Annotated in this window: 12 protein-coding genes; 10 read left to right on the plus strand and 2 right to left on the minus strand. The window is 41.5% G+C overall.

Going from position 1 to position 16,313, the window contains the following annotated elements:
* Positions 1 to 44: 44 nt before the first annotated feature.
* The 10 genes from ribF to ABWV72_RS07275 all read left to right on the plus strand — a co-directional run bounded on the left by ribF (position 45) and on the right by ABWV72_RS07275 (position 12,682).
* A complete protein-coding gene (ribF, locus tag ABWV72_RS07230; RefSeq protein WP_353369609.1) occupies positions 45 to 971 on the plus strand; it encodes a bifunctional riboflavin kinase/FAD synthetase in 927 nt (308 codons plus the stop codon).
* Positions 972 to 1,001: 30 nt separating this feature from the next.
* A complete protein-coding gene (gene ileS / locus ABWV72_RS07235) occupies positions 1,002 to 3,827 on the plus strand; it encodes an isoleucine--tRNA ligase (RefSeq protein ID WP_353369611.1) in 2,826 nt (941 codons plus the stop codon).
* On the plus strand, positions 3,820 to 4,332 hold the full coding sequence (gene lspA, locus ABWV72_RS07240; protein WP_216049973.1) for a signal peptidase II: 513 nt from the start codon (positions 3,820 to 3,822) through the stop codon (positions 4,330 to 4,332). Before ileS ends, lspA begins: the two co-directional genes overlap by 8 nt.
* Positions 4,319 to 4,750: an FKBP-type peptidyl-prolyl cis-trans isomerase gene (gene fkpB / locus ABWV72_RS07245; RefSeq protein ID WP_216049974.1), complete on the plus strand. Its 432-nt coding sequence runs from the start codon at positions 4,319 to 4,321 to the stop codon at positions 4,748 to 4,750. The genes lspA and fkpB overlap by 14 nt, the downstream gene beginning before the upstream one ends.
* An 11-nt stretch (positions 4,751 to 4,761) precedes the next feature.
* Positions 4,762 to 5,703, plus strand: a complete 942-nt coding sequence (gene ispH / locus ABWV72_RS07250; protein ID WP_216049975.1) for a 4-hydroxy-3-methylbut-2-enyl diphosphate reductase — start codon at positions 4,762 to 4,764, stop codon at positions 5,701 to 5,703.
* Positions 5,704 to 6,030: 327 nt separating this feature from the next.
* The gene (pilV, locus tag ABWV72_RS07255) at positions 6,031 to 6,672 is read left to right on the plus strand and encodes a type IV pilus modification protein PilV (RefSeq protein WP_216049976.1); all 642 of its coding nucleotides are present in this window, start codon (positions 6,031 to 6,033) and stop codon (positions 6,670 to 6,672) included.
* Positions 6,669 to 7,538, plus strand: a complete 870-nt coding sequence (locus ABWV72_RS07260) for a PilW family protein (RefSeq protein ID WP_216049977.1) — start codon at positions 6,669 to 6,671, stop codon at positions 7,536 to 7,538. The genes pilV and ABWV72_RS07260 overlap by 4 nt, the downstream gene beginning before the upstream one ends.
* Entirely contained in the window at positions 7,535 to 8,101 is a 567-nt protein-coding gene (locus ABWV72_RS07265; protein ID WP_216049978.1) for a pilus assembly PilX family protein, read from the plus strand. The genes ABWV72_RS07260 and ABWV72_RS07265 overlap by 4 nt, the downstream gene beginning before the upstream one ends.
* Before the next feature lie 13 nt (positions 8,102 to 8,114).
* Positions 8,115 to 12,200 carry a PilC/PilY family type IV pilus protein gene (locus ABWV72_RS07270; RefSeq protein WP_353369615.1) on the plus strand — a complete coding sequence of 1,362 codons (4,086 nt, stop codon included), beginning with the start codon at positions 8,115 to 8,117 and terminating at the stop codon, positions 12,198 to 12,200.
* An 11-nt stretch (positions 12,201 to 12,211) separates the two neighbouring features.
* Positions 12,212 to 12,682 carry a type IV pilin protein gene (locus tag ABWV72_RS07275; RefSeq protein WP_436792310.1) on the plus strand — a complete coding sequence of 157 codons (471 nt, stop codon included), beginning with the start codon at positions 12,212 to 12,214 and terminating at the stop codon, positions 12,680 to 12,682.
* 87 nt (positions 12,683 to 12,769) lie between these two features.
* On the opposite strand, the gene ABWV72_RS07280 is transcribed toward ABWV72_RS07275, so the two are convergent.
* Complete coding sequence (locus ABWV72_RS07280; protein ID WP_216049981.1) at positions 12,770 to 13,513, minus strand: hypothetical protein; 744 nt, start codon at positions 13,511 to 13,513, stop codon at positions 12,770 to 12,772.
* 217 nt (positions 13,514 to 13,730) lie between these two features.
* Complete coding sequence (locus ABWV72_RS07285) at positions 13,731 to 15,974, minus strand: acyl-CoA dehydrogenase (protein WP_353369618.1); 2,244 nt, start codon at positions 15,972 to 15,974, stop codon at positions 13,731 to 13,733.
* Between the last annotated feature and the right edge of the window lie 339 nt (positions 15,975 to 16,313).

Here is a 16,313-nt window from a genome sequence, read left to right on the forward strand (position 1 = left end):
TTTGATCGAAGTGAAATAATTTAGTTATTGAATTGAGGAAAGCAGTGGAATTGATCCGAGGTTTACACAACATCCGCGAGGACCACAAAGGATGCGTGTTAACAATTGGCAAATTTGATGGTGTACATTTAGGTCATCAAGCCGTTTTGCGAAATTTGGTTCTACAGGCTAAAAATCTTGGGTTGCCTTCCACCGTTATGGTATTTGAACCTCAACCTGAAGAAGTTTTTACGCCTGAAGATGCGCCAGCGCGATTAAGTCGATTGCGGGATAAATTCGAACAACTTAGATTGGTTGGCGTTGATCGCCTGTTATGTATTAAGTTTGACCGAGAGTTTGCAAGCCAAACCGCTAATTATTTCATTAAACACCTGCTTGTTGAAAAGTTGGGTATCAAGTTTTTAGTGGTAGGCGATGATTTCCGCTTTGGCAAAGGGCGACAAGGTGATTTTACATTACTAGAGCAAAATGCCGACAAGTACGGATACAAAGTCGTTAGTACTCGGAGTTTTTTACGTAAAGATTGCCGTATTAGTTCTACTGAAATACGCACCGCTTTGGCAAATGGGGATATCTCAGAAGCAGAAGCGATGTTAGGCAGGCCTTTTGCCATTGCCGGTAAAGTGGTTCATGGTGAAAAACGTGGGAGAACAATAGGTTTCCCTACGGCAAATGTTTTGTTGAAACGATGTCAAACACCAATTCAAGGCGTGTTTGCAGTAAAAGTAAGATTAGATGGTGCTTACTTAAATGGCGTTGCTAATGTGGGGATCCGTCCTACAGTAAATGGTCAACGTTCTCAGCTTGAAGTTCATATGTTTGATTTTAATAAACAAATATATGGGCAGTTGATTCAAGTGGAATTTATTAAGAAGTTAAGAGACGAAATTAAGTTCGAGTCATTCGAACTATTGAAAAAACAAATAGAGTTCGATGCACAAATAGCTCGTGAGCTTTTGTGTGCTGATTAAAATAGATTTAAGAATTGGATTTTAGCCTCAATGAGCGATTATAAACATACGTTAAATTTACCCGAAACAGACTTCCCAATGCGCGGAAATTTGGCTAATCGGGAACCGCAAATGCTGAAGCAATGGACTCAGAAAAAACTTTACCATGCTATTCGCGATGCTAAAAAAGGCAAAACACCTTTTATTTTGCATGACGGCCCTCCATATGCGAATGGTGATATTCACATCGGTCATGCGGTAAATAAAATTCTTAAAGACGTTATTGTTAAATCTAAGACTCTATCTGACTTTGATGCGCCTTATGTGCCTGGGTGGGACTGTCATGGTCTGCCTATTGAACTACAAGTTGAAAAAAAGGTAGGCAAACCAGGTAAGAAGGTCACTGCAGCTGAATTCAGACAAAAATGTCGCGAGTATGCTGAACGTCAAATAGCCGGACAAAAAAGTGATTTTATTCGCCTTGGTGTTTTAGGCGAATGGGACAGACCCTATAAAACAATGGACTTTACCTCAGAGGCCGACATCATTCGGGCACTTGGCGGTATAGTGCGTTCAGGTCATATGGAAAAAGGCTTTAAACCTGTTCATTGGTGTACTGACTGTGGTTCGGCTCTAGCTGAAGCGGAAGTTGAATATCAAGACAAACAGTCACCTTCGATTGATGTGCGTTTTAGTGCGCAAGATCAAGACGCCATAGCAGAAGCCTTTAAACATCCAGAAAATCACGTGGGAGAAGGTCCCGTTTCAGTGGTTATCTGGACGACAACACCATGGACGTTACCTGCCAACAGAGCTGTTTGTGTGAGTCCGCAACTTGAGTATACCTTAGTGCAAGTTGAGGGTGATAAGCCTGAAAGATTGGTGATAGCGTCCGATTTGGTTAGTTCTTGTATGGACCGTTTTGGCATTGAACATTATCACGCGTTAGGTTATTGCCATGGTGATGCATTAGAAAATCAACATATATGGCATCCATTTTACGACTTTACGGTACCTATTATTTTAGGTGACCATGTTACCACTGAGTCCGGTACTGGCTGTGTACATACGGCGCCTGGTCATGGTGTCGACGATTTTAACGTTGGTGCAAAGTACGGTTTAGAAGTCGCTAATCCAGTGGGTGCAAACGGTGTATATTTGCCTGGCACTGAATTGTTTGAAGGCGAGCACGTACTAAAAGCTAACTCTCACATTGTTGATGTGTTAGTGGAGCGCAAAGCTTTGGTTCACCATCATGCTTATACGCATAGTTACCCTCATTGCTGGCGTCACAAAACGCCAATTATTTTCCGTGCAACTCCCCAATGGTTTATCAGCATGGACAAAAATGGGTTACGTCAACAATCTTTGGCCGAAATCGCGAAAACCCAATGGATACCAGAATGGGGGCAAAGCCGAATAGAGAGTATGGTCGAAGGACGTCCTGATTGGTGTATCTCACGCCAACGTACGTGGGGTGTGCCAATCGCTTTATTTGTTCATAAAGATACCGGTGAACTGCATCCAAATACCGATGAACTGTTGGAAAAAGTAGCGAAGTTAGTTGAAAAAAGTGGGATCCAAGCTTGGTGGGACATCGACACTCAGGCGTTTTTGGGTGACGACGCAACAGAGTTTGTAAAAGTTCCAGATACCTTAGACGTCTGGTTCGATTCAGGTGTCACTCATCACTTTGTGGTGGACAGTAGAGATGATATTCCTGCTTCAGCTGATTTATATCTTGAAGGCTCAGACCAACACCGCGGATGGTTTATGTCATCATTGATGACCAGTGTGGCTGAAAAAGGACATGCTCCATACAAGCAAGTGTTAACTCATGGCTTTACCGTTGATGGTGAAGGTAAGAAGATGTCAAAGTCTATCGGTAACACCGTCGCTCCTCAGGAAGTGATTAATAAATTAGGCGCGGACATTTTGCGCTTGTGGGTTGCCTCTACCGATTATCGCAGTGAAATTGCAGTATCGGATGAAATTTTAAAACGTTCAGCGGATTCCTATCGCCGTATACGTAATACCGCGAGATTCCTTCTAGCTAACTTGAATGGCTTTAATCCGGAAACAGATTTAGTGCCTTTTGATGAGTTGGTTGAACTGGATAAATGGGCGGTTGGACGTGCTGCAGAAATTCAAAATGACATTATTCAAGCTTACGAAAAGTATGATTTATTGGTTGTAAGCCAAAAAATGATGCAGTTTTGTTCGATTGAATTAGGTAGTTTCTACTTAGATATCATTAAAGACCGTCAGTACACTGCTAAGGCAGATGGACATGCTAGACGTTCTTGTCAAACCGCGTTGTACCACATTGTTGAAGCATTAGTACGCTGGATGGCACCCATTACTAGCTTTACTGCACAAGAGCTGTGGCAGGAAATGCCAGGTAAACGTGACGAATTCGTGTTTACTGGTACTTGGTACGATGGTTTACCGAAACAATCTAGCGCTGGTAGCTTCGATAATGCTTTTTGGTTACAGGTACTTGCAGTCAAAGAGCAGGTAAATAGAGCTTTAGAGCAACAGCGAAAAGAGGGTAAATTAGGTGCTTCACTTGAAGCTCAAGTGACCCTGTATGCAGGCAAAGAATTAGCCGCTAAGCTTTTACAATTGCAAGATGAATTGCGTTTTGTGTTGATTACCTCCACAGCGAAAGTAGTCGAAGCTTCAGCTAAGCCTGACAACGCAATTGGCACTGAAATCGCCGATTTATGGTTGGAGATTGTGAAATCAGAGGATGCCAAGTGTGTTCGCTGTTGGCACCATCGAGCAGATGTAGGTACTGACCAAACTCATCCTGAGTTGTGTCATCGTTGCGTAGACAATGTAGAAGGTGCTGGTGAGTCGAGACAATATGCTTAATTTATTCTCTCAAACCGGATTACGTTTTTTATGGCTTACTGTTTTAACCTTAGTGCTAGATCAGTGGAGTAAGCATGCAGTGCTAGCTGCAATGGAGTTGTATCAATCCATTCAAATTACTCCTTTTTTCAATCTAACTCATACACGTAATTATGGCGCAGCATTTAGTTTTCTCAATGATGCAAGTGGCTGGCAAAGATGGATGTTCACTGGCATAGCGATAGCCGTAAGTGTGGTAATTTTGCGTTGGTTAAAAGGTGCCAAAAAACATCAAATTATGTTGCCCGTTGCATTTTGTTTAATTCTAGGTGGTGCACTTGGCAATGTTTACGATCGTATTATGTATGGTTACGTAGTCGACTTTTTACATGTTTATTATCAACAGTATGAGTGGCCGGTATTTAATGTCGCTGATAGCGCGATTTGTTTGGGCGCATTTTTACTAATTGTTGATATGTTTAAGAATAAAGAAAAAGATGGAGAAACAGATAATGCTGGAAATTAATCAATCCAGTGAGGTGCTAATGCATTTTGATCTTAAATTGTCTGATGGCTCAGCTGCAGATAGCACTCGGGTGAATAATAAACCTGCTAAGCTGCAAATGGGTGATGGCAGTTTGACTGCTAATTTTGAATCCTGCTTATTGGGTTTGAAAGAAGGTGATAAAAAGGCATTTACCTTACAAGCGGATGAAGCCTTTGGCATGCCTAATCCTGATAATATTCACCATATGGATAAATCTCGTTTTTCTGCTGAGACTCCTATTGAAGTGGGCGCTATCATTGCTTTTAGTCAGCCAGATGGCAGTGAAATTCCGGGAATTATTCGCGATGTCGCTGGAGACTCAGTAACTGTCGATTTTAATCACCCATTGGCCGGTCAAACGGTAATTTTTGATGTGGAGATTCTTAGCGTAAGCTAAGTGTGTAACTTATGCAGATTCATTTAGCCAATCCAAGAGGTTTCTGTGCCGGTGTTGACCGCGCGATCACTATCGTTGAAAGAGCGTTAGAAATCTTTGCGCCGCCAATATATGTACGCCATGAGGTCGTCCATAATAAATTTGTGGTCGATGGATTGAAACAACGTGGTGCCAAGTTTGTTGATGAATTAAATGAAGTTCCCGATGATAGTATCGTTATTTTCTCTGCTCATGGTGTATCTCAAGCGGTGCGCAATGAAGCAGATAAACGCGGTTTAAAAGTGTTTGACGCAACTTGTCCACTGGTTACCAAAGTACACATGGAAGTCATGCGCGCTAGTAAAAAAGGCACTGAATGTATCCTAATAGGTCACCAAGGACACCCTGAAGTTGAGGGAACTATGGGACAGTACAATAACGATGCTGGTGGAATTTATCTGGTGGAGTCGGTGGATGACGTTGCCAATGTGCCAGTGAAGAACCCTCAAAAGTTGTATTACTGCAGTCAAACAACACTTTCAGTTGATGATACAGCGGATGTGATTGATGCCCTTCGGGAAAAGTTTCCTGCCATCGAAGGCCCGCGCAAAGACGATATTTGTTATGCCACTCAAAATCGACAAGATGCGGTCAGAGAGCTATCTGCAGACTGTGATGTATTGCTTGTTGTTGGTGCGCAAAATAGCTCTAATTCAAACCGCCTTCGTGAACTTGCTGAAAAAATCGGCGCACAAGCACATTTAATCGACAGTGCTGAATGCATTCAAAAAGAATGGCTCGATGGCGCTAAAAATATCGGCGTAACCGCAGGTGCTTCCGCGCCTGAAGTTTTAGTTAAGGAAGTTATCGATAAACTTCTTAGTTGGGGCGCTAAACAAGCACACGAACGTCCTGGTCGTGAAGAAAATATAGAGTTTGCTGTACCTAAAGAGCTCAGAGTACGTCAAATATAGTTTCTGTTTTAAGCGCCAATTTGCTTTTCGATTGGGCAACTATTTTAATTTTTCCTTTTTATTAAGGTATTGAAAAGCATAACGAAGGCAGCCTTAATTTTTCTTAATATGGCTGTCTTTGTTGAATACCTCCGCTTTATAACGCTCTCAAAATTATACTTTACTACCTCATTTTCATACCTAAGCCGTACTTACGATAACCAAAACTTGTGTCAAATAGGCTAAATTTACTACCATCAAGCAAGTCTTTCCTTAGGAAGCAAGGTTACTGGCTATACTAGGTGCTGCAGATAACTTAAATTCGGCAAGATAAACGAGAATTGAGGAATGGGTGTGATCAATAGCAAAACTAATCAACAGATTTATTTACGTCAACATGGCGTAGGTATGATTGAAGTGTTAGTGACGCTATTTATATTGTCAATTGGCATACTGGGTGTGGCTTCTTTGCAGTTTATCAGTTCTTTTTCTAATTCTGACGCGTTAAACCGTTCACAATCGGTAATGGTTGCTCAGCAACTAAGTGAGAGGCTCAGAGCCAGTGCTAGAATGTCTCTAATTGGCGATGGTTTGGTGGTTGATGAAAACTACTTTGATAGCGATGTGTATAATTTTAATAACCTTTCATGTGCTAGTACAGCTTCGGATTATAACTGTTTCTGTTTAACTAAACCGGCGGCGATACCTGATTGTGCGGGTGGACAATGTTCTGCGGCTCAATTTGCTGTTTATGATGGTTACGAAGCATCTTGTTCGGCGGTGTCATCGAATCCATCGGTAACCTTGGCAGTTAGTTGTCAAGATAACAATGCTCTTGATGGCGAGGCGTGCAGCACAGGTTCAAGAGTGAGCATTCTTTTATCTTGGCCGGTGGAAAATTGGAAAAATATTGATCGAACCTTAAATGACGAGTGTGAATCGGAAGATGATGAAGCTCGTGATTGCGTTAAGTTGGATGTGCTGTTATGAGGGCATTTAATCGTTCTCAAGGTGGTTTTAGTTTAGTCGAAATTATGATCACCTTGGCGCTTGGACTACTGATTACCGGCGCCATTATTCAAGTTTTAGTCAGCAACAGTTTGACTGAACGTTTGAACCGTTCTTTGTCGTCTACCCAAGAAAGTGGACGCTTTATTATTACCCGTTTGCGTAACGAACTTCTAATGTCGGGTTTATACGACATCTTAGACCCCGCATTAAATACCGATCAAGATATTGTCTTAGAAAGTGCATTTGTTAGAAACCACCCCGTTATTCTGCCTGGGGATTTTGCTGCTTTTGATGATGTTGGTTCTGCCCAAGGGGCGTCAGGAGCGAGTGACAAAGTAGCTGTAGCAATGCAAGGGAAGACGGATTGTCGTGGTTATAAATTAGGATATGCCGATGATGAAGAGTTTTTCGTGGTTAACGAATATTTTGTTGATGGTAAAACCCTAAAGTGCAGGGGATTTGATGGACGTGTGTTACGGGGACAAAAAGTGGCCGTAGGACACGATGGACATTCCCCAGTGATCCTACTGGATGAAGTCGAAAGCTTTCAAGTTCAATACGGTTACACCAATAATTTGTTAACTGGCGACAACTCTGCGCGGCCAGTAAGTTACGTTACTGCCGACCAACTGCCTGCAATTTTAGCTGATAATGGTCAAGTTGTGGCTATTCGAATTGCTGTATTGATTAAAGGTGACGCTGAAGTGTTTTTAAATTCAGTGCCGAGTTTCAAATTATTAAATGAGACAGCCATTTCTCCTAGCGAGAATCGTCTGTTTAAATTGTTTGAAACCACAATTACGTTACGAAATGCAAAGAACCTAATGCGAAGTATAAAAGTATGAAACAACATGGTTTAGTTATGGTATTTGCACTATTGGTGTTAATGAGCTTAACCGTTCTTGGTGTGGCTTCAGTATCCAGTAGTTTAATGCAAAACAAAATGGCGGTATCAATGGAGAAACAATCTTTAGCTTTTGATGCAGCAGAATCTGCAATTGCTGGGGTGGTGTTCGAATCTGAAGATGAAGTGTTACTTTCTGATCCTGATAAACTTGATCCCTTATCTCAAGCCAGAATGGGAGACGCTGTGGATTTGGTTAATGATGACATGAGTTGTTTCAATGACGACGATTGGACAAACCGCGCAGTTACCGCCGCCAATGGGCTGACTACTAATACTGTTCATGTTGCTGAAGGTCTATACGATGATAATCCGGCCATTTCCAGTTGGTCTAGAACAGCGTTTATTGCAGAACGTGCGTGTTTAGGATCGAGCAATGTTATTGGTGGCAGTAACATTAATTGTCATGTTTTTATCATTAAAGGTTGCGGAAGGATGGAAGGATCCAAGTTTGCTGTGGCTAATACGTTAAGTGCATCCGTTTTTGCGCCAGCGTCACAATAGCGAGGTTGTATTTATGTCTATTAAAAAAGCGCTGCATTCTGGTTTAGCTTGCATATTTTCGAGCATGATTATGTTTTCAGCATTTGCTGATGATTTAGAAATTTATTTAGGCAGTTCTGATGCTGCTGTTGAATATTATCCCAACGTACTGTTCATTATGGATACCTCAGGCAGTATGGACTCAAAGGATGGTACAGATCAAACGCGGATGTTGCGGGTTCAAAATGCGTTAAAAGAGACCTTAGGCTCGGTAACCAATATTAATGCAGGTTTAATGCGCTTTTCCGATTACGGTGGCCCCGTACTCTATCCAGTGAGCCAAATAGACTCCAGTGTTTTACCGGTGCTAACCAAAACGATAATTGAGGGCAATGATGACGCCTATGAAATACTGGGTAGTGTAAACCGGACTAGTTCTGAAATCCGGCTTTCATATGGAACTGAGGTGGTGACCAGTGGTTTTCGTTTTCAAGAGCTCAATATTCCTCAAGGCGCGACTATTACCAACGCTTATTTGCGTTTTACCTCAGCACAGCTAAATACTTCAGCTACTACTTTTAAAATACGCGCGGAACGGGTCCCTGATGCTACTGCTTTTAATAGTAATAGTTTCGATATTTCCACCCGTACTTTAACTTCAAATGAGGTCGATTGGAGTAGTGACAATAGTTGGCCATTGGCCGGCCAAACCATATCTTCACCAGATATAACCAACGTAATACAAGAAGTGATTGATCAAACTACGTGGTGTGGTCAAAACGACTTAAATGTCATTATTGAAGGCTCAAGTGTGGATAGTTCAAGTAACCGAAAAATCGAATCCTTTGAAGATGGTTCGGGCTCGGGCGTGCAACTGGTGGTCGCCTATGACAGTTCTTCATCACCCGGCTGCGTGAGAGGCTCGAGTACTTATCAAGTTGCTTCTAACGATGATAATGCTGAAGAACGCACTAATGGTTATGAATCTACGGGGACAGAGTTAACTTTCAATCCGTCTTATAACGCTTATGTAGGTATGCGATTTAGAAGCTTAGCACTACCACAAAATGCAATAATCACTAACGCTTATATTCGTTTTACAGCATATCAAAACCGCACAGGCAGTGGTGCCTCTTTTGTTATTAAAGGTATTAATCAAGCCGACCCTGGTAACTTTAAATATTATTCAAGGTATCGCTTGCGAAACGACCCTAAAACTTCGGCGTCTGTGACCTGGGGAAGCATTCCAAGTTGGTACAAGAACTACACTTATGAAACCCCAGACTTGTCTTCTATTGTGCAGGAGTTAGTTAATCGAGGGGATTGGGAGTCGGGGAATGATATGTCCTTTGTGGTGTCTGATATCACCGGTGTTAGAGGTGCCTACTCATATAATGGTAAACCCTCTGCAACTCCCGTTTTAGTGGTTGAATATGAAGGATTATCTACACCAGGAAGTACCTCAACGGTAAGAGAGCACTTGATTGGTAAAGTGGATGAATTAACCGCAAATGGTTATACCCCCATAGTTGATACATTATTAGAGGCTACAAATTATTACGGTGGTCGAGCGGTAGATTATGGCTTACAACGTGGTCCTAGTTCAGTGTCATCTTCTGTGCGCAGAAGCACTCGTGTCAGTCACCGGTTGTCTTATATCGGCGATAATTCAGTGCTTCCATATGGGTGTACTGAAGATAATTTAAGTTCTAGCTATTGTGTTGGTGAGTACATACCTTCAGGTGCGGTATACGATACGCCGATTCAAGATCAGCAATGTCAGACCAATAACCATATTGTTTTACTCTCTGATGGTGAAGCAAACTACAATCACAGCGAGTCAAAAATTGAGGCTTTGCTAGGGAAAAATTGCTCCGGAAGTGGTGGTGAGAAATGCGGTGTAGATTTGGTCAAAAATATCGGTGATTTGGGTGACTCTGTCATCGATACTCGAATTATCACACACACCATTGGGTTTGCCACCAGCAGCAGTGCCAGTGCTTTTTTAAACCAACTCGCTATCAATGGTGGCGGAGGTTTCTATGAAGCCGATAATTCCGCTGATTTAGTTACCGCTTTCTCATCAATTTTAAAAACGGTTAAAGATGTTAATACGACCTTCGTGTCTCCTGGTGTTGCGGTTAACCAGCTAAATCGCTTGACCCACAATGATGAGCTTTATTTTGCTTTATTTAAACCTTCAGAAGGCGCTATATGGCCTGGAAACTTGAAACGTTATCGCATCGACGGTGATCAAGTTTTAGATCAAAATGGTATAGAGGCAGTAGATGAAGGTACTGGTTTCTTTTCTGAAAATGCGCATAGCTACTGGTCTGTATTAGCCGATGGTAATGACGTTAGAGAAGGTGGTGCGGCAAGCAGAATGAATCTGACGCGCAATATATATGCGTTTGAAGGTACCGGTTCTATAGCCGTTGATGCGAATCAAATACATGAAAGTAATTCTAATATTAGTAAAGATGACTTAGCTATTTCAGCCTTACCTGATGCGGATGAACTGCGTACGGATATTCTTAAATGGGTACGCGGCGTAGATGTTAGAGATGAAGATGGGGACGGCGACTACACTGATATTCGCTTGGCTATGGGAGACCCGATTCATTCTCAGCCTATTATCGTTAATTATTCATCCACAGATAGTGCAATTTTAGTCGCTACTAACCACGGTTTATTGCATTCATTTGATCCAAGTTCGGGCAGTGAAAACTTTGCGGTTATGCCCAAAGAGCTGTTAACTAATCAGTATGATTTATATAAAGACGGCTCATCTTATAATCATATTTATGGTTTAGATGGCGATATGGTCTTACGCAATGTTGACGACAGTATTTACCTTTATGTAGGAATGCGCAGAGGTGGCCGCAATTATTATGCATTTGATATTACCAATAAAACCCAACCTGCACTGAAATTTGAAATTAGTGGTGGTAGCACTGGCTTTGAAAAGTTAGGACAAAGTTGGTCAAGGCCTACTGTTACTAAAGTGAAAATAGGTTCTACCACTAAAGATGTTTTAATTTTTGCTGGTGGCTATGATGAGTCGCAAGACGATAAAGAAATTCGCAGTGCTGATTCTGTTGGTAACGCGGTCTATATGGTAGACGCTGATACTGGCAGTTTGATTTGGAGTGCGAGTAATGCTGATGCAGATCTAGTGCTTACTGACATGCAGTACAGTATTCCTGCTCGAGTATCTGTGATTGACAGGGAAGGGGACGGTGTTGCAGACCATATGTATGTTGCTGATATGGGCGGTCAACTGTTCAGACTAGATATACATAATGGTAGTGGTGTAAGCGAGCTTGTAACTGGAGCTGTAATGGCCAAATTTGGTGGCGATGCAGCGGCTGATAATAGACGCTTCTTTTATGGTCCAGATGTGTCAGAAATCAACCTCGGTAATGATCACTTTTACGCTGTGGCTGTTGGTTCAGGCTTTCGAGCTAAACCGCTAAATAGTGTAATTCAGGATCACTTTTACATGATTAAAGACGAAGGTGTTTTTAATCTTGATGAAGATGGTAATTATACCTTACCAGCAACACCCTATCTGATTTCAGATTTATTTGATGCCACTGCTCATACATTGACCTCTAGCGATGATACCGTTAAGGAAATTGCAACATCAGAGTTCGCCAGTAAACACGGTTGGTATTTAACCCTAGGAGCTGGTGGTGAAAAGGTATTAGCCTCGCCACTAATTATTGATTATAAGTTGTTTTTCACCACCTACTTACCCGCGTCAGCAAGTGATAGCGCCTGTGCACCTCCCACAGGGAACAGTCGTGCTTATCTAGTTAATCTAGTCAATGCTAACGCAGTAACTGATTTGAATTATGATGACGACTTGTCCAATGAAGACAGATATGCACAACTGCAACAAACGGGTATCGCGCCTGAGACTAAAATTCTAATAGAAGATATTACGACACCTGTGGTGTGTTTAGGTACTGAATGTACTTCAGCAGTGATTGACGTTGATGAGGATGGAGACCCAATAGCATGTGGTACCGCATTTGAGTGTTTAGCTGAAAATATTTATGGACGTTTCGAACGAGTGTTGAAAAACAGTTGGAAAACTGAAGTTGAAAGAGAGTGACAAGAGGAATGATGATGCAACGTAATTTAAATCAGGGTTTTACGTTAATTGAGTTGATGATAGTAGTTGCCATAATTGGCATTATCACCAGTATTGCTTATCCAAGTTATCAAGGTTTTTTAAAAACCAGCAACAGAGGTGCTGCCCAGTCTGATTTAATGGCTTTAGCCGCAGCTATGGAGCGCCATAAAGCGTCGACCTATAGTTATAAAGGAGCTGCTGAATCTGCTGCGGATACGGGGAAACCAGCTATATTTCATGATTATTCTCCATCATCTGAACCAGCAGCCAACAAAAAGTATAACCTAACTATTGAAAGCGTTTCGACGTCGGGAAACAGTTACATGATAACCGCAACACCTGTGTCTGGCACTTCTCAAGCCGGTGATGGCAATATTTATTTCTACAGTGACGGAAGAAAAGCCTGGGATAAAGACAATAGTAGCTCTTTATCATCCAGTGAATATTGTTGGGGTTGTTAGTTTTAAATGTCAGTACTTATAAGCAAAAGGCTCAATATTACAAATATTGAGCCTTTTGTTTTTAACTACACAGTTATTTCAAATTGATTAGGGAACCGTGGTGGTGATTTGGGCATCTCTGCGCCATTTTTCTAATTCAGCGACACGGCGAGTCAATGCGCCATTAACTTGATCTAGAGCGACGAGCTTCGCTTGAATATCACCTACTTCTCTGGCGCTATTGTTACTGCTAGATTTCACTTCCGCTAACAAAGTACTAAGTTGCGATAACTCATTTGCTTGTTGTGACAGTTGCTCTTGTAATATCGCTAAGTTAGTTGAGACAGTTGAAAAGTCACCTTCCATGACACCTAACTTCTTCTGAGTTTGACTATTTTGTTGTTTTACATTTTCAGCAAGTTGATTGATGTCAGTTTGATTTCTGCGCCAAGCTGAGGCCCAAAGCTTGTCCATTTGAGCCCATAACTCATCTGTTTTTTCCGTTAGTTCAGAGACAGTTACTCTAAGTGCACCAGCCGATTGGTCCATTTCTTCACCTGTGGCAGACAGGCGTCTTTCTAATTCTGCTACACGACTAATCGCGTTAGCTAATTCAGCATCGCTTTGCATTTTTTGTTGGTAAAGCCAATAACTTGCGCCACAAGCTGCCAATGCAATCAGCAATACTAAAAATAACCAAGCACCCGAAACACCACTTTTATCTTCCTTATTGGAGTCGCCTGATTTTTTGGATTTGGTTTTTTCTTTCGCTCTTGTGCGTTGAAAAGCTTCTCTATCTTCTTTATCTAGAACGATGTTAGGAAGATCGTTATCTAATCGCTCGTTTGCCATTACGTATAATCCAACCTTATATAATCTTGAGTTTGTGATGAGGGTCGTGTCTAAATATTGATTAAACAATATTCTTTACGGATATCCGTGATGGTAGCGTTTTTTTGTGGCCGATGCTATCAATGCAGCAATTATCCTGCATCAGAGGGGTAAATTAAGTAAAAGTTAGGCAAAAAAAAAGCAGATATTATTATCTGCTTTTTGAACGGTTATTCGCCTAAGCTGCGTCAGCTTGCTGGGAATCGGGCGCTTTATGTATATCCACTAGTTCTAAATCAAATGTATATTCATCTACTCTTACGGCCAATTTACGTTTGTCGTTGTAATCCATAACTAAAGCAACTTCAGCAGTGCTTAACAGACCTTTGTCAGCAAAGGTATTCACGATATGTTCGAAGGTTAAAGCCGGCACTACAGGAGTTTGACGTAATTGCTTTTGAATCTTCTTCAGAACAGGCATGGCCGCATGTTTTGCATCGAACGCTTGTTCGTTAATGTAATTTCCATCACCTACATTAGATTTCACTAGATGCGTTAATTCGCTCTTAATGCTCGATTGCTGCATAGTTGCCGCAGATAGCTGACGAACCAAATCATCAGAAATTCCTTTTACCGAAGAGCTATAAGTGTTTGTTAGTACTCTCATCAAACCGCGGGTAGCAGTATTCGGGAAGTTGTTAACAAAATTAACCAGCGCTTGTTCACCTTGCTGTAAACACCACTGAATTGCGTACTCGAAGTAGGGTAACGCTTCAGCTCGATTAGACACTTTTTGCTCATAAAAGCGTACAACAGCCATGGCAGCATAGGTGTAGCTCATGATGTCACCTAGACGTGCAGATAAAAGCTCTGCTTTTTTCAGATCACCGCCTAATACTAACAATGAAAGGTCAGCCAGTGGAGCAAGTTTTGCCGACAGTGCATTTAGCCGTTTTTCGTACTTTTTCACTTCAGGCATCGCACTTTTCGCTGAACGTGCAAAAGGTATATAGCTATTCAAAATTGAACGGAACGAGTTCGCCACGCTGAATTTAACCGTCTTGCCTAACACTTTATTGAATTCGCTATCAGCCGAATTATCTTCACTGTGAATTAAATCAACCATTTCTTTTAGGTAAGGGTGGCAACGCATCGCACCTTGTCCAAAAATCATCAGGTTACGCGTTAAAATATTCGCGCCTTCAACCGTTATCGCAATTGGTAATGCCGAATATCCATTTGCCAAGGTGTTTTGAGGACCACGTTGAATCGCTTTACCTGCTTGCACATCCATGGCTGAATTGAGTACATCGCGACCTAATTCTGTCATGTGGTATTTGGCAATAGCTGTGACAACCGATGGTTTAAGCCCTAAGCCAAGGCCTTCAGTTGTTAAAACTCGCATCGCTTCTAACACAAAGGTTTTTCCAGCAATGTCAGCTAGTTTTTCTTGAATACCCTCGAAGCGACCAATAGGTACACCAAATTGTTCACGTACGAACGAATATTCCGCAGTAGATTTAAATGCAGTTTGTGCAGTCGCAACGCCCATAGCAGGCAATGAGATACCGCGGCCGGCACCTAAACAGGCCACTAACATTTGCCATCCACGACCAATATTCTTTTGGCCACCAATGATAAAGTCCATTGGAATAAATACGTTTTCACCCCGAGTGGTACCATTATAAAAACGCACACCCATTGGATCATGACGATTACCTAACTCCACACCTGGATGGCTTTTAGGAATCAGCGCGCAGGTGATACCAAGTTCTAGGGAATCACCAATTAAATGGTCTGGATCAAATACTTTGAAAGCAAGGCCAAGTACTGTGGCAATCGGAGCTAAGGTAATGTAACGCTTATCCCAACTAACACTTAGGCCAATAACTTCTTCGCCTTCCCATGTGCCTTTAGTGACGTATGCCGCATCTGGAATTGCACCGGCATCGGAACCCGCTTCAGGGCCAGTCAATGCAAAGCAAGGGATATCTTCGCCAACACTTAACTTTGGTAACCACTGATTTTGTTGGTCTTCAGTACCATAGTGCATTAATAGCTCACCAGGGCCTAAGGAATTAGGAACCATAACGGTTACCGCAATGGCACCGCTTGTCGCAGCAATAGTGGCTACAATCGTTGAGTTTGCATAAGGACTAAATTCTAATCCTCCAAACTTCTTAGGAATAATCAAAGCAAAAAATTTATTCACTTTTAAGAAAGTGAGAATTTCATCTGGAATATGTTTGCTATTTTGTAATTCAAAATCGTCAACCATTGCCAATAATTCGGTAACCGGCCCATCTAAAAAGGCTTGCTCGTCTTTAGTTAGCTTTGCCGCCGGAATATCTCTAAGGGCCTGCATGTCAGGCTTCCCCTGATAAATTGACGATTCAATCCAAACATCACCAGCATCCAAGGCTTCTTGCTCGGTAACTGAAATTGGGGGTAAAACTTTCTTTAAACTTGTTCTTATACTCATTGTTAACACATCCGCTCATCTGACCAGTTGAGATTAATACTACATGTTTTTAACAAAAGATCAAAACAAACTGTGATAAAGATGTCCGAAATTTACTGCTAAATAGACAGCGGGTTAAGATTAAATACATGTTTAACAAAGGTTTATGTTTTTCTTTTGATGAATTGGAAAGTATAAAAAAATATTTTTTTATACGGCATGAAAAATTGTATGGGGTAGTAATTAGGTGTTTGTTGAAGGATTAAACTATTATGTTAAACATCTGCTTTATAAAGAATTTGTTGGCTTATTGATGTATTGTTGCAAATTAATATTAATGCATTGCAATGCGATCAATTT

It is taken from the genome of Aliiglaciecola sp. NS0011-25, from assembly GCF_040370605.1.
In the GTDB taxonomy this organism is placed as follows: domain Bacteria; phylum Pseudomonadota; class Gammaproteobacteria; order Enterobacterales; family Alteromonadaceae; genus Aliiglaciecola; species Aliiglaciecola lipolytica_A.

Excerpts from the sequence above, each read along its gene's own strand:
- ABWV72_RS07270 (WP_353369615.1), top strand. The coding sequence starts at position 8,115 with ATGTCTATTAAAAAAGCGCTGCATTCTGGTTTAGCTTGCATATTTTCG.
- fkpB (WP_216049974.1), top strand. The coding sequence starts at position 4,319 with ATGCTGGAAATTAATCAATCCAGTGAGGTGCTAATGCATTTTGATCTT.
- lspA (WP_216049973.1), top strand. The coding sequence starts at position 3,820 with ATGCTTAATTTATTCTCTCAAACCGGATTACGTTTTTTATGGCTTACT.
- ispH (WP_216049975.1), top strand. The coding sequence starts at position 4,762 with ATGCAGATTCATTTAGCCAATCCAAGAGGTTTCTGTGCCGGTGTTGAC.
- ABWV72_RS07275 (WP_436792310.1), top strand. The coding sequence starts at position 12,212 with ATGATGCAACGTAATTTAAATCAGGGTTTTACGTTAATTGAGTTGATG.
- ABWV72_RS07265 (WP_216049978.1), top strand. The coding sequence starts at position 7,535 with ATGAAACAACATGGTTTAGTTATGGTATTTGCACTATTGGTGTTAATG.
- pilV (WP_216049976.1), top strand. The coding sequence starts at position 6,031 with ATGGGTGTGATCAATAGCAAAACTAATCAACAGATTTATTTACGTCAA.
- ABWV72_RS07280 (WP_216049981.1), bottom strand. The coding sequence starts at position 13,513 with ATGGCAAACGAGCGATTAGATAACGATCTTCCTAACATCGTTCTAGAT.
- ABWV72_RS07285 (WP_353369618.1), bottom strand. The coding sequence starts at position 15,974 with ATGAGTATAAGAACAAGTTTAAAGAAAGTTTTACCCCCAATTTCAGTT.
- ileS (WP_353369611.1), top strand. The coding sequence starts at position 1,002 with ATGAGCGATTATAAACATACGTTAAATTTACCCGAAACAGACTTCCCA.
- ABWV72_RS07260 (WP_216049977.1), top strand. The coding sequence starts at position 6,669 with ATGAGGGCATTTAATCGTTCTCAAGGTGGTTTTAGTTTAGTCGAAATT.